Here is a 13,768-nt window from a genome sequence, read left to right as displayed (position 1 = left end):
CCCACCTGACATCTCGAATGGACGCCTTTTCCTCATCGTTCACCACAACAGTCTTCAGCTAATGCAGCATGAGGTGGTTTGAAGCCTCCCCCAGCAGGGCGACTCCGAAGGGCCAAACCTTCATCTTCCGTACAGCATCGCTACAAGACAGACATTCCTACATATCTCCGCCCTTTCGCGTTCGGGACACAACAATGCCGCTAACGCGCGCATGTGTGATTTGCCGACGCGGTGAGGTATTGCCGCTTGCCGATTACCTGCCCTACGCTCGGCACGTTTTCATTCAGCGAACGGGGGCCCTCGATGACCATGTCCAAATTCGGGCGTAATGCCCGCACAAGCTTATTCGTACTATTGACGTTTATGACCGGGCTGCTGGTTGCAGCCGGTTCGCCCGCTTCCCCGGCCGCGGCCGCGCCGCCGCCGTGCGGGTCCGGGCAGTCCGACGAGCGGGCCGCCGCCGCGCAGGCGAAGGCCTGCGGCGGCAAGGTCGAGATCCTCGCCGGGCGCAGCGAGTACACCCAGGTCTTCGCCAACCCCGACGGCACCTCGACGTTCACCTCGAGCGCCGTGCCGGCGCGGGTGCACCGCGCGGACGGGTCGTGGGCGGCGGTCGATCCGAGCCTGCGGGCGCGCGCCGACGGGACCCTGGCCCCGGTCGCCACGCTGACCGACGTCGTGTTCGCCGCGGGCGGCACCGGCACGTTCGTCACCTACCGCCGGCAGGGATCCACGCTGCAGCTGTCGCTGCCGGTGGTACTGCCGAAACCGGTCGTGGACGGCGCCTCGGCGGTCTACCACAACGTGCTGCCCGACGTCGACCTGCGCGCCACGGCCACCGCCACCGGCTTCACCCACGTGCTGATCGTGAAGACCCCGGCGGCCGCGGCCAACCCGGCCCTGGCGAGCATCCGGCTCGCGGTCGGCGGCGACGCCGTGGCCCGCACCGGCGCCGGCGGCAAGGTGGCCTTCGCCGACAAGGCGGGCCGTACCATCGCGGTCACGTCCGAGGCGAGCATGTGGGACTCCACCGTGAACCCGGGCGCGGCCGGCGAGGCCCAGGCCAGCGCGGCGTCGATCCAGGCGCTCAAGCAGGCGCCGCCGGACGAGCTGATCTCCACCGAGCACGGCCCCGGCGAGACGGCCCGCACCGCGCCGGTCGCGGTCAGCGCGGAGGCGGACGGCCAAGGCATGGTGCTGCGGCCCGACCCGGCCCTGCTGCGCAGCTCCACCGCGGCGTTCCCGCTCTTCATCGACCCGCAGATCGGCCCGGTCGACACCCGCTGGGCGTACAGCCGGTCGCTCGACGCCGACTACGGCCCGAACGACAAGATGCGGGTCGGCTACAACCCGCCCGCGTACGGCGGTGACGGCCGGCTGTTCCGCGGGTTCATCGACTTCCCGACCACCTACGGCGGGCAGACCTACAAGGGCAAGCACGTCCTCGAGGCCTCGTTCTCCATCAACCTGAATCACTCCTACTCCTGCAACGACACGCCGACCAACCTCTACCGCGCCGGCGGCATCAGCGTCGGCAACGGCGGCCGGATGGCCTGGAACTCCCGCCCGCTCGGCTCCGGCGTGCCCTTCCTCGCCACCGCGTATGGCCACGCGAACAAGGCCGGCGGCTGCAGCACGATCCAGCCCGACATGATCATGACCTTCGGCGGGCCCGGCAACGAGACCATGCGCGCCGACGTCCAGGGCGCCGCCAACGGCAACTGGGACACCTACACTGTCGGCCTGTGCGCCTGCGACTCCAACGGCAACAACGAGTCGGCCGGCGACCGCTGGAAGAAGTTCACGATCGACTACCACACGACGATGAGCATCACCTACAACACCGTCCCGGGCACCCCCGCGAACCTCTCGCCCCACCAGGGGCAGATCAACTGCGGCGGCTTCGTCGGTACTACCACGCCCGCGCTCCAGGCCCAGTACGTCGACGGCGACGGCTCCGACACGCTGTCCTCGACGTTCCAGTGGCAGCAGCTGCCGTCCGGCACCGTCACCACCCTCGCCGGACCGAGCAAGCCGGCCAACAACAACGGCGCCGTCACGGTCAACCTCGGCGCGAACTCCGAAGGCAAGCAGTACCAGTTCAGGGTCCAGACCAACGACGGTCACGACACCTCGCCGTGGTCGCCGTGGTGCGTCTTCACGGTCGACACCACGGCGCCGACCGCGCCGGTGGTGACCCCGACGGCCTCGGGCACGGCCCCCGTGTACACCGGCTGCGACCCCGGCACCATCGGCGCCTGCACGGCCCGGGGCGGCCCCGGCATCGCGGGCGGCTTCGTGTTCAGCGAGCCGGCCGGGCCCGCCGGCCAGGACGTCGTCAAGTACGTCTACGGCTGGGACGCGCCGACGAACTATGTGAGCGTGGCGGCCGGGGCGGCGACGCCGACCATCATGCTGACCCCGCCGCACTATGGCATCAACAAGCTGACGGTGTACAGCCTCGACGCCCACGACCACCAGAGCCCGACGACGAGCTACTTCATCCTGGTCAGCGCGCCGTCGGCCGCGGTGGCCCACTGGCCGCTGGACAACATCGACGGCCACGGCTTCACCGACCGCGTCTCCGGCTCGTCGCTCACCACCACCGGCGTGAACTGGACGCCGAACGCGCGCTGGGTCGGCGCCAACGCGGCCACGTTCACCGGCACGAACAGCTCGGCCACCCAGCTGGTACCGGCGCTGGACACCTCGAAGTCGTTGAGCGTGGCGGTGTGGGTCCAGCTGCAGTCGCCGCTGTGGTGCACGTCCGACAACTTCACCATCATGTCGATGGACTACAGCAACGTGCCGGCCGACAACCACGTCAGCGCGTTCACCCTGAACTTCGACTGCGCGGCCAAGCTGTACCGCTTCCAGGTCGCCGACCAGAACGTCGGGGTACCGAACTACGCCAACGTCTCGACCCCCAACAACGCCGCCGTGCCTGGCAAGTGGACGCTGCTGGTCGGGGCGTACGACGACGCGGAGAACAAGATCAACATGTGGATGGACGGCAACCTGGTCGGCACCACCAACCTCTGGCCGGCGTGGATCGCGACCCACGACGCCGCCCCGAAGGCGACCGGCCCCGTCGTCCTGGGCCGCTACCGCTGGGACAACTGGTCCAGCGGCTTCGTCCACGCCGAGATCGCCGACGCCCGGGTCTGGAACCGCGCCCTGGTCACCGACGACATCAACGGCACCGACGCCAACGCGGCGACGGGCGTCCCGGCCCAGATCGGCCTGACCCGCCCGATGGAGGTGGCCGGCTACCAGTTCGCCGACGGCGAGTGCTACTGCACGGACACCCCCGACGGCTCCTACTTCGCCCGCACCGCAACGCTCATGCCGACCTGGACCGGCGACCCGGTCACCTCGCCGGCCTGGCTCACCGCCGACTCCCACGACGGCAACGGCGGCGTCCAGCTCAACGGCAGCTCCGGGTACCTCACCACGAACAACGGCACCGAACGCCCCGTCCTGCGCACCGACCAATCCATCACGTTCGCGGCCTGGGTCAAGCTGGACCGGGTCACGACCGTCGACCAGGTGGTCCTCAACCAGGGCCCGTTCTTCCTGTTCTTCCGCGGCTGGGAAGGCAGGTGGGGCGCCACCGTCCGCCAGCCCAACGGCGCCGGCGGCTACGTCAACGTCGAGTCCTACTCGGCCACCGCGGCGATCACCGACCAATGGGTCCACCTGGCCGGCGTCTTCAACGCGTCGACCGGCGACGTGAGCCTCTACGTCAACGGCGTCAAGCAGGCCTCCGTCGGCCACGGCGCCGTCGGCGCCCCCTCGACCAGCAGCCTGCTGATCGGCAACCGAACCGGCACCAGCGCCTACTTCGGCGGCACGATCGACGCGGTCCACGTCTACCAGGGCGTGCTGAACAACCGGGAGATCGCGGCCCTCTACGCGGGCTGACCGACCTTTCCGCCCCCCAGAGACGCGGGCCCGCCACGACCAGGGTGGCGGGCCCGCGCCCGTCGTGGGCCGGACTACGTGGCGCGGACCGCGGGGGCGCTGAGCATCCGGCGGGTGGGCAGGGCGCCGGCGAGGAGGGCCGGTACCAGGCACAGCCCGATCACGCCGCCGATCACCAGCCACGGCACCACGAGCTCGACGTGGGTGCCGATCTGCTCGCCCAGCCCCGCCGGGATGCTCAGCAGCGCCCCGAAGGCCACCGCCCCGCCCAGGACCGCGCCGATGAGGACGACCAGGGCAACCCTCGGTCGGTGTGCCGCTGCGCCGTCCGGCCCGGATGGTCACGTCGATGGTCAGAAGCCGTGGATCATGCCCTCGTAACGGGTGACGGCGACCGGGACACCGTCGCGGGCCAGCCGCGCCGCGTAGCGCTCGCCCTGATCGCGCAAGGGATCGAATTCGTAGAGGTTGGTCTCAGCGACATCGTGTTGCCGTGCAGCTCCCACGACGTAGTCGAGGTTCCAGCGCCACGCCTGGTTACAGAACGAGCCGGTGAACGTGGCGGCGTGGCACGGCTCGCCGGTGTTGTTGCCCGCCACTGGCACCATCTACTCCGACCTGGTGGTCTTGTCCGCCGGCGCAGTGCCCGTGTACCCCGGCAGCCGATTCAGCCCGAAGAAGTACTGCGTGCCGCCGGCGGTCGTGACCTTCCAGTACTCGTTGTCGCTGTCGCCGTTGACCGTGTCCGTCAGCCGCTGCACGGTGGTGTTGTCGTCGCCCTTCACCCGCCATACGCCCGTGGCGTCGTCCTTGATCAGCTCCCCGGCCGTGCCGTTGAACGAGATGGTCGCGTTGTCGGTGCCCGCTGCGCCCGTCGACCGCCGCCGAGGAGATCGACAGTGCAATCCGTCACGTGTGTGCCTAGCGCTCTGCTGTGCGTTCCGTGGCGCTGGCCTGGCATGTGACGCGGGTCATGTCAACGCGGGGCAAGGTTGCGATGTTGTAACTTCCCGGCGATCAGCTGCACGACCGCCGCACACGCCGCGCTCCTGAGCTGGCGCGGCCGGCCATCTCCACTGGCGAACATGTCTGTGAACAAGCACATGGCGCGGCCCTACCCTTTCGCGATGCACCCAGACGGACTACAGTGCGGTCCCGTACCTAAGCGGACGCTTAGGTACGGGACAGCGTGCAAATGCCGATGGCCACCGACGGCGGCCGCCTGACGTTTCACGCCTGTCCCCCAACTCAGCGCCGTCGAGGGACTTGTCTGATGCTTACCAACGAGCACGGAGTTGTGGTGACCGGTGCGGCCCGGGGTATCGGCCGCGCGATCGCGACCAAGCTCGCGTTGGAAGGATGCCGAGTGGTGGCCGCCGACATCGACGCGATCGAACTTGAAGAGGTCGCCCGTGAGATCGGCGCATACGCCGTGCCCGGCGATGCCGCTTCGGCCGAAGGGGCAGGCGCCCTTGTCGCGCAAGCCCGCGAGCATCTCAAGGCGATCGACGCGTGGTACGGCAACGCCGGGGTCGATCGCGGACGGGGCCTGGATGCCACGGAGCAGGACTGGGCCAGTTCGTGGGATATCAACGTGATGGCCCATGTGCGAGCTGCGCAACTGCTGCTACCCGAGTGGCTCGACCGGGGCGAAGGCCGGTTCGTTGTCACGGCCTCGGCGGCCGGCTTGCTGACAATGCTGACTGCGCCGTCCTACAGCGTCACGAAGCACGCTGCCCTGGCGTTCGCGGAATGGCTCTCTGCCACGTACCGCCATCGCGGGGTGGTGGTTCAAGCGATTTGCCCACAAGGTGTGAAGACCTCGATGCTGGACCGCGCCGGGAGAGTGCAGGAGATCCTTAGCCACGACGCCGCCCTGAATCCCGCCGACGTGGCCGAGTTCGTATGGCAGTCCGCACAGGACGACCGCTTCCTGGTCCTACCGCATGGTCGAGTCGCTGCGTACTACAAGGCTCGCGCTGCCGACACCGACGCATGGCTCGCGAACATGAACCATCTTCAAGTCCGCCTGGAGAACAGCGAACAAGAACCGCCCTTGTGACTGCTTCCCACCGGATCCGTGGTAGTACTAAGCAATCGCTCATGTTGGTGTTCGCCTCAGTGCGAATGGCGTAGCCACAGCAACTCAGCCCGAGGAGAAGACGTGGAGCCTTCAGTAGCACAGCAGCGGCTTCTGGACGCCGCCGTAGACGCCTTTGCCGAGAGCGGATTCGGTGGCACCAGTACAAGGGACATCGCTACCCGTGCCGGCCGAAGCCCTGCCGCGGTGTACATCCATCACGAGTCCAAGGAGGATCTGCTCTTCGCAGTTAGCATCCAGGGCCACATCGACTCCATGGAGTGCCTTAGGCAGGCGGCAGCGTCCAGCGACGACCCAGCCGAACGACTGCATGGAATGGTCTACGCGTATAGCCGGTGGCACATGGTCAACGCCAAGCTCGGGCGTGTTGTCCAGTACGAGTTTCATGCGCTAACCGCGGAGCACAGGCAGGAAATTCTCGCACTACGCCGGCAGTTCCAGAAGGTAATGGTCGAAGCGGTGTTGGACGGAGTGCACGCCGGCCGATTCTCCGTGGACGACGTAGCCGGCACTGCCAGGGCGTTGCTGTCGCTGTGTATCGACTTGGCGCGCTGGTTCGAACCGGGCCCGGGACGCAAAGTGGGCGCCATTGCCGATCTCAACGCCAACCTTGCCTTGCGCATTGTGAACGCGCGGCCGTCCGGCGCCCCGCGCGCAGCCCAGAACCGGAACCCCGTCAAACGTCCAGCCAAGGTGTCGAGCCGACGGGGAGGCGCCGCTGCCAAGGCGACGGTCCAGAGGAAAGGGACATCGAAGTGAGGCGCTCTGTTTACGGCGAGGAGCACGAGGCCTTTCGCGACTCGGTCAGGAGGTTCTTGGAACGAAGCGCCGTACCCAACGTGGGAAAGTACCTGGAGGATCACGCCATCTCTCGGGAATTCTGGCTCGCGGCCGGCGAGCAGGGACTGCTCGGCCTGGAAATCCCAGAGGCCTACGGCGGGGTCGGGGCCGGCGACTACCGCTTCAACGCCGTACTCGGAGAAGAACTGGCCAAGGTCAACGCCGCGCTCAATAGCTGCTGGGGTATCCACGCGGAAATCGCGGCGCCCTATCTGGTCGCACTCACGAACGATGAACAGCGCAAGCGGTGGCTACCGGGAGTCGCCTCGGGCGAAATTCTCTGCGCCATCGCCATGACCGAGCCCAGCGGTGGCTCTGACCTAGCCGCGCTGAAGACCACCGCCGTGCGCGATGGGGACTCGTGGGTGATCAACGGCTCCAAAACGTTCATCACGAATGGCTACTCCGCGGACTTGGTTATCGTCGCAACCCGCACCTCTTCTGAGAAGAGGGCCCATGGCATCACCCTTTTCGCCGTGGAGTCGACCACGAGCGGCTTTTCTCGGGGACGCAAGCTGGACAAGGTCGGTCAAGAGGAATCAGACACCGCCGAACTCTTCTTCGACGACGTCCGCGTCACCGAAGGCGAGATGATCGGCGATCTCGACGGCGGATTCATCCACATGATGCAGAACTTGCCGCAGGAAAGACTGAGCTGCGCGGTGAGCAACGTGGCGCACGCCAAACAGATCCTCAACGAGACGCTTGCCTACACCAAGGAGCGGCAGGCCTTCGGGAAGCCCATCGGCTCGTTTCAGCACAACAAGTTCCTGCTGGCACAACTGTTCACGCAGATCGAGGTGATCGAGGCATACGTCGACAAGTGCGTCGATGCATACACCCGGCAGGAGCTCACCTCCGTCGACGCGGCCAAGGCCAAGTGGTGGTCCTCTCAGGTCCAGTCCGAGGTGCTCGACCACTGTGTGCAACTCTACGGGGGCTACGGCTACATGAACGAATACCGCGTCGCCCGCGCGTGGCGCGATGCCAGAGTCACCAAGATCTGGGCCGGTTCCAACGAAATCATGAGAGAACTCATCGGCCGCGACCTGGGTTTGTGAGGTCCACCTGCATTCCTGCGTCGTCCGACCAATCTCAACTCGCCCTTTCCGTCACATGATGCTGCCCATCCAAGGAGCGGTCGATGTCTGAAACCCGTATTGCCGTCATCACTGGAGCCGCTCGGGGCATCGGTGCTGCCACTGCCCGCCGATTGGCCAGTGACGGGCACAAGGTAGCTGTCCTCGATCTCGACACCGAGGCCTGCCGCGGCACGGTCGACTCCATCGTCTCCGCCGGCGGCACCGCATTGGCAGTGGGAGCGGACGTCAGCGACGAAGCCTCTGTCTTGGAGGCGTTCGAGGCGATCGTCAACGGACTCGGCGCCCCAACAATCCTCGTCAACAACGCTGGCATCATCCGCGACAACCTGCTGTTCAAGATGACCGTAGACGACTGGGACGCAGTGACGGGCGTCCACCTTCGCGGGGCATTCCTGATGAGTCGCGCCGCGCAGCGGCACATGACCGAAGCGAAGTTCGGACGCATCGTCAATGTCTCCAGCACGTCCGCCCTGGGCAATCGCGGACAGGCCAACTACTCTGCCGCGAAGGCCGGCCTGCAAGGCTTCACGAAGACCTTGGCTATCGAGCTGGGCAAGTTCGGAGTGACGGTGAACGCGGTCGCGCCCGGCTTCATCCAAACTGACATGACCGCCGCTACCGCTGAGCGTATGGGGATGTCGTTCGACGACTTCATCGCGGCCTCCGCTGCCCAGATCCCGGTGGCTCGGGCCGGTCAGCCAGACGACGTCGCGCACGCTGTCCGGTTCCTCGTGAGTGAGGAAGCCGGGTTCGTCTCCGGCCAGGTGCTCTACGTAGCCGGCGGCCCAACCGACTGAGGCATGGATCGTTCGGCCGCCCGGCCTTATCGACCTGAGAATGGACAACGATATTGAGAATCTTGAACGGCATTGATGACCTCGAACGTTCGGTCGGCACCCACTTGGGCTATTCGGAGTGGCACCAGGTCACGCAGGAGCAGGTCAACGCCTTTGCCGACGCCACCGGCGACCGCCAGTGGATCCACGTCGACCCGGCCCGCGCCGCCGTCGGCCCTTTCGGGGCCGCGATCGCGCACGGCTACCTGACGTTGTCGCTTGTACCGATGTTCTTGAGTCAGATCTACCGCGTCGACGGGCCGTCGATGATGGTCAACTACGGCACGGACAAGGTCAGGTTTCCGTCAATTGTCCCAGTGGGCTCCCGGCTGCGGGGCGGCGCGGAATTGCTTGCTGTCACGCCGATCAGCTCGGGTCATCAGTTCGCGATCAGGGTGACCGTGGAGCGCCAGAGCGGTGGCAAGCCGGCCTGTGTTGCCGATGTCCTCACAGTCGCCGTGTCGTGATGCGCGAGTTTGACGTCCGAACCGATGACGATCCGCCCGGACTGGATATCAGCCGCCTAGCCGAGTGGTTCGTGCTCTACGTGCCCGGAGCCGGCGAGATCACGAGCGCTCGACTGATCGCCGGGGGCAGGTCCAACCTCACCTACGAGGTCGGTGACGGAACAAACTCCTGGATACTGCGGCGCCCACCGGTGGGCCATCTGGTAGCGACGGCCCACGAAATGGGACGGGAGTACCGGGTCATGTCGGCACTCGCCGAGACCGCGGTACCGGTGCCGGTCACCTACGTACTCTGCGAGGACGACTCGGTCATCGGCGCGCAGTTCTACGTGATGCAGAAAGTGGACGGCACACCGTTCCGTCGCGCAAGCGAGCTCGAGGCGCTCGGCGCGGAGCGTGTCCGCGCGATTTCGACCCGGCTCGTCGACGTACTCGTCACATTGCACAGCATCGATCCGCAGGCTGTCGGGTTAGGTGAATTCGGCCGCTCGACCGGATTTTTGTCGCGCCAGATACGGCGGTGGAGTACACAGTTCCAGGCGACCAAGACGCGGGAGCTGCCCGCTGCGGCCGAATTGGCGCAACGATTGGCTGCCCGCGTCCCAGAACAGTCCGCCGCTGCCATCGTGCACGGCGACTACCGGCTGGACAACGTGCTGATCGACGACAACGACCAGGTGAGCGCTGTCCTCGACTGGGAAATGGCCACGCTGGGCGACCCGATCACAGACCTCGCCCTGCTCAGCCTCTACCAACGCCTGGCACGCCTCCCAGGCGGGACCGTGGTGACCGACGCCGCCGACACTCCCGGCTTTCTCTCCGAGGCCGAGGTGCGGCAGCGATACGTCGAAGTCAGTGGCCGCAGGCTCGACAATTTCGGCTTCTATCTCGGGCTGGCGCACTACAAGTTCGCCGGGATCGTTGAGGGCATCCACTACCGCTCCGTGAACCACCAGACCGTCGGCGAGGGTTTCGACCAATACGGCCTGCTCACCGAGCCACTCCTGGAAGCCGGGCTGGCCGCACTGAAGGAGCAATTTTGATGGAGTTTGCATTCGATGCCCGAACCCTTGGGCTGCGCGACAACCTCTTGGATTTCATGGACAGGCACATCTACCCGGCGGAGGCAGTCTTCGAGGAAGAACTCGACGGACTGGACAACCGCTGGGCCTGGGACTCCTCACCGACGCTGCGCCACTTGCGCACCGAGGCTCGTAGACGAGGACTGTGGAACTTGTTCCTCCCCGGCGAGAACGGTGCCGGACTCACCAATCTGCAGTATGCGCCGTTGGCGGAGATCACCGGACGCAGCCCGCATCTCGCGCCCGCAGTGCTGAATTGCGCCGCACCGGACACGGGAAACATGGAGGTGCTGTCACTGTTCGGTACGCCTGAGCAGAAGGTGCAATGGCTGGAGCCATTGCTGGCAGGCGAGATCCGGTCGTCTTTCGCGATGACCGAACCCGAGGTCGCCTCTTCTGACGCCACCAACATCTCGACCAGCATCGAGCGCGACGGCAGCGACTACGTGATCAACGGGCATAAGTGGTGGATCACAGGCGCCATGAATCCCAATGCCAAGATTCTTATCGTCATGGGCAAGACCGATCCCGACGCCGAGCGTCACCGCCAACAGTCGATGATCCTTGTCCCACGTGAAACGCCTGGCGTGCGCATCGAACGCGCCATGCACGTGCTGGGCTACGACGACCACGAGCACGGCGGTCACGGAGAGCTATTCTTCGACGACGTCCGGGTACCCGCGGCCAACATCATCAGTGCCGAGGGCGACGGCTTTGCGATCGCCCAAGCTCGCCTCGGGCCGGGACGCATCCACCATTGTATGCGCTCGATCGGACTCGCCGAACGAGCGCTGCAACTGCTCTGTGCACGCGCGGACGAACGCGTCGCCTTCGGCAAGCCTTTGTCCGAACAGGGTGTGATTCGGAGTTGGATCGCCGAGTCGCGCGTGAAGATCGAACAACTTCGGCTGCTGACCCTGAAGGCGGCTTGGAACATGGATGTCAACGGAAACAAGGCCGCGCACAGCGACATACAGGCTATCAAGATCGCGACGCCGGCAACGGTCCAGTGGATCCTCGACAAAGCCATTCAGGCCCACGGAGCCGCGGGTCTCTCCCAAGACTTTCCGTTGGCCTACGCCTACGCACTCATCCGTACCCTGCGGTTCGCCGATGGACCGGACGAAGTGCACAAGGACGCGCTTGCCCGTGCCGAGCTACGGCAACAGCGAGCGGCTCGTAGCGCGAAGGCCTCGGCCTGACCGGGTCCCGGCGGCCGCCGGCATACCTTTCTGATTGGCGCTGGTTCCGTCCGCGCTTGACCGTTCGCACCGAAGGACAGCGATCCGTACGCGCGGTGGTCAAACAGCCGCTTCAGTGACAACCTAAGCACGCGCATACCTATGCAATCGCTTATTTTTGGGATCAACCCGTGGAGCTGTCATGCCTGAGGCCGTCATCGTCGCCGCCGCTCGCACGCCTATCGGTCGAGCGAACAAAGGGTCGCTCAGAGACTTTCGTCCGGACGACCTCGCAGCGCTCATCACCAGTGCCGCGGTCGCCAAGGTGCCGCAGCTCGATCCGTCCGATATCGACGACCTGATTTTGGGGTGCGGGTTGCCCGGCGGCGAGAGCGGCAACAACATGGGCCGTGTCGTCAGCGTCCTCAACGGCTGGGACGCCGTCCCCGGGACGACAGTGACCCGTTACTGCGCCTCCTCGGTGCAGACGACCCGGATGGCCTTCCACGCCATCAAGGCCGGCGAGGGCAACACGTTTGTCTCCGCCGGCGTCGAAACCGTCTCTCGTTTCGGCAAGGGCACCTCTGACCACATCCCGGGCACCGTCAACCCGTTGTTCGACGGGGCTCAGAACCGGACGGCAGAGACAGCCACAACCAACAGGCCCTGGCACGACCCTCGCGACGACAGCCAGCTCCCAGACGTTTACATCGCCATGGGGCAGACCGCTGAGAACGTCGCCACGCTGCGCGGCTTGTCTCGCCGTGAGCTGGACGAGTTCGGCGTCCGCTCCCAGAACCTCGCCGAGAAGGCCATCAATGACGGCTTCTGGGCCCGGGAGATAACCCCGGTCACCACCCCCGACGGCACCGTCGTCTCCGCCGACGACGGCCCCCGCCCCGGAGTCACTTACGAGGCCATGGCCGCCCTGAAGCCCGTATTCCGGGAAGAGGGCCTCGTCACTGCCGGGAACTGCTGTCCCCTCAACGACGGTGCTGCCGCGGTGGTCATCATGTCCGACGCAAAGGCTGCCCAGCTCGGCGTCGCACCGTTGGCCCGAATCGTCGCCACCGGCGTGTCCGCACTATCCCCCGAGATCATGGGCTTGGGTCCGGTAGAGGCGACTCGAAGAGCTCTTGCGCACGCCAGCATGAGCATCAACGACATCGACCTGGTCGAGATCAATGAGGCTTTCGCGGCTCAGGTCGTTCCCTCGTACCAAGACCTGGGTATCGACATCGACCGGCTCAATGTCAACGGCGGCGCCATCGCGGTCGGCCATCCCTTTGGCATGACTGGTGCCCGTCTGCAGAACACGATGCTGAACGCACTGGAATGGCATGACAAGACCACAGGACTGATCACGATGTGCGTTGGCGGCGGCCAAGGCATGGCCCTGATCCTCGAACGACTGTAGGAGCCTGCCATGACTGTGCTCGATCTGTTTCGCATCGACGGCAAGGTAGCAGTCATAACCGGGGCGTCTAGCGGACTCGGGGTCGCGTTCGCGCAGGCTATGTCCGAGGCCGGAGCAAATGTCGTCCTCGGTGCGCGCCGGGCCGACCGCCTCGGTGACACCGCCCGACTAGTGGAGCAATCAGGTCACGAGGCCCTAGCAATCGCGACGGACGTCAGCGACCCTGAGTCCTGCCGTTCGCTGGTTGATTCGGCCATGGAGCGTTTCGGCCGCGTAGACATCCTGGTGAACAACGCGGGGGTTGCAACGGCAGTGCCGGCCACTCGCGAGCGCCCCGAGGAGTTCCGGCAGGTCATCGACGTCAACCTGAACGGCTGCTACTGGATGGCTCAGGCATGTGGTCGGGTCATGAAGCCCGGCTCAAGCATCACCAATATTTCCTCGATCTTGGGGATCACGACGGCGGGCCTGCCCCAAGCTGCATACGCAGCTTCAAAAGCCGGACTGATCGGCCTGACCCGCGACCTGGCACAGCAGTGGACCGGCCGCAAGGGCATCCGGGTCAACGCCGTAGCTCCCGGCTTCTTCACCTCGGAGATGACTGACCAGTACCCGCCCGGCTACATCGAGTCACTTCTACCGTCCCGAGTGCCCTCGGGACGCAAGGGCGACCCCCGTGAACTCGCGGCAACAGTGGTCTTCCTGGCATCAGATGCTGCGGGATACATCACCGGCCAGACACTGGCGGTCGATGGCGGCATGACTATCACCTGACGGGTCGGCAGGCACGCCCCGACCGACGGCCCGTGTGCTCGAT

Annotated in this window: 13 protein-coding genes; 10 read left to right on the top strand and 3 right to left on the bottom strand. The window is 65.9% G+C overall.

Annotation, left to right across the window (positions count from 1 at the left end; genetic code table 11):
- The first annotated feature begins 363 nt into the window (after positions 1-363).
- Positions 364-3,924, top strand: a complete 3,561-nt coding sequence (locus ACQPY0_RS18650; RefSeq protein ID WP_432990484.1) for a LamG-like jellyroll fold domain-containing protein — start codon at positions 364-366, stop codon at positions 3,922-3,924.
- A gap of 74 nt (positions 3,925-3,998) precedes the next feature.
- Here ACQPY0_RS18650 and ACQPY0_RS18645 read toward each other — a convergent pair whose 3' ends face one another.
- The 3 genes from ACQPY0_RS18645 to ACQPY0_RS18635 all read right to left on the bottom strand — a co-directional run bounded on the left by ACQPY0_RS18645 (position 3,999) and on the right by ACQPY0_RS18635 (position 4,829).
- Positions 3,999-4,184: a hypothetical protein gene (locus ACQPY0_RS18645; RefSeq protein ID WP_432990482.1), complete on the bottom strand. Its 186-nt coding sequence runs from the start codon at positions 4,182-4,184 to the stop codon at positions 3,999-4,001.
- A gap of 93 nt (positions 4,185-4,277) precedes the next feature.
- Positions 4,278-4,523, bottom strand: coding sequence for an alpha/beta hydrolase fold domain-containing protein (locus ACQPY0_RS18640; protein WP_432990480.1), 246 nt, complete (start codon positions 4,521-4,523; stop codon positions 4,278-4,280).
- 9 nt (positions 4,524-4,532) lie between these two features.
- Positions 4,533-4,829 carry a hypothetical protein gene (locus ACQPY0_RS18635; protein WP_432990478.1) on the bottom strand — a complete coding sequence of 99 codons (297 nt, stop codon included), beginning with the start codon at positions 4,827-4,829 and terminating at the stop codon, positions 4,533-4,535.
- Between the two features lie 368 nt (positions 4,830-5,197).
- On the opposite strand from ACQPY0_RS18635, the gene ACQPY0_RS18630 reads away from it, so the two are divergent.
- The 9 genes from ACQPY0_RS18630 (at position 5,198) to ACQPY0_RS18590 (ending at position 13,725) form a co-directional block, all read left to right on the top strand.
- Complete coding sequence (locus ACQPY0_RS18630; RefSeq protein WP_432990476.1) at positions 5,198-5,986, top strand: SDR family oxidoreductase; 789 nt, start codon at positions 5,198-5,200, stop codon at positions 5,984-5,986.
- A gap of 102 nt (positions 5,987-6,088) precedes the next feature.
- Positions 6,089-6,784 carry a TetR/AcrR family transcriptional regulator gene (locus ACQPY0_RS18625; RefSeq protein ID WP_432990474.1) on the top strand — a complete coding sequence of 232 codons (696 nt, stop codon included), beginning with the start codon at positions 6,089-6,091 and terminating at the stop codon, positions 6,782-6,784.
- Positions 6,781-7,926 (top strand): acyl-CoA dehydrogenase family protein, encoded by a 1,146-nt coding sequence (locus ACQPY0_RS18620; protein ID WP_432990472.1) that lies wholly within the window; start codon positions 6,781-6,783, stop codon positions 7,924-7,926. The genes ACQPY0_RS18625 and ACQPY0_RS18620 overlap by 4 nt, the downstream gene beginning before the upstream one ends.
- Before the next feature lie 83 nt (positions 7,927-8,009).
- Entirely contained in the window at positions 8,010-8,765 is a 756-nt protein-coding gene (gene fabG / locus ACQPY0_RS18615) for a 3-oxoacyl-ACP reductase FabG (protein WP_432990470.1), read from the top strand.
- A 62-nt stretch (positions 8,766-8,827) separates the two neighbouring features.
- Positions 8,828-9,271, top strand: coding sequence for a MaoC family dehydratase (locus ACQPY0_RS18610; RefSeq protein ID WP_432990468.1), 444 nt, complete (start codon positions 8,828-8,830; stop codon positions 9,269-9,271).
- Positions 9,271-10,314, top strand: coding sequence for a phosphotransferase family protein (locus ACQPY0_RS18605; protein WP_432990466.1), 1,044 nt, complete (start codon positions 9,271-9,273; stop codon positions 10,312-10,314). Before ACQPY0_RS18610 ends, ACQPY0_RS18605 begins: the two co-directional genes overlap by 1 nt.
- Complete coding sequence (locus ACQPY0_RS18600; protein WP_432990464.1) at positions 10,314-11,555, top strand: acyl-CoA dehydrogenase family protein; 1,242 nt, start codon at positions 10,314-10,316, stop codon at positions 11,553-11,555. The genes ACQPY0_RS18605 and ACQPY0_RS18600 overlap by 1 nt, the downstream gene beginning before the upstream one ends.
- Before the next feature lie 181 nt (positions 11,556-11,736).
- Positions 11,737-12,951 (top strand): acetyl-CoA C-acetyltransferase, encoded by a 1,215-nt coding sequence (locus tag ACQPY0_RS18595; protein WP_432990462.1) that lies wholly within the window; start codon positions 11,737-11,739, stop codon positions 12,949-12,951.
- A 9-nt stretch (positions 12,952-12,960) separates the two neighbouring features.
- Positions 12,961-13,725, top strand: a complete 765-nt coding sequence (locus tag ACQPY0_RS18590) for an SDR family NAD(P)-dependent oxidoreductase (RefSeq protein ID WP_432990460.1) — start codon at positions 12,961-12,963, stop codon at positions 13,723-13,725.
- Positions 13,726-13,768 lie beyond the last annotated feature (43 nt).

Source organism: Dactylosporangium sp. CA-233914, assembly GCF_050942935.1.
Lineage (GTDB): Bacteria > Actinomycetota > Actinomycetes > Mycobacteriales > Micromonosporaceae > Dactylosporangium.
Note: the sequence above shows the minus strand (reverse complement) of the source record. Positions and strands in the feature narration are given on the sequence as shown.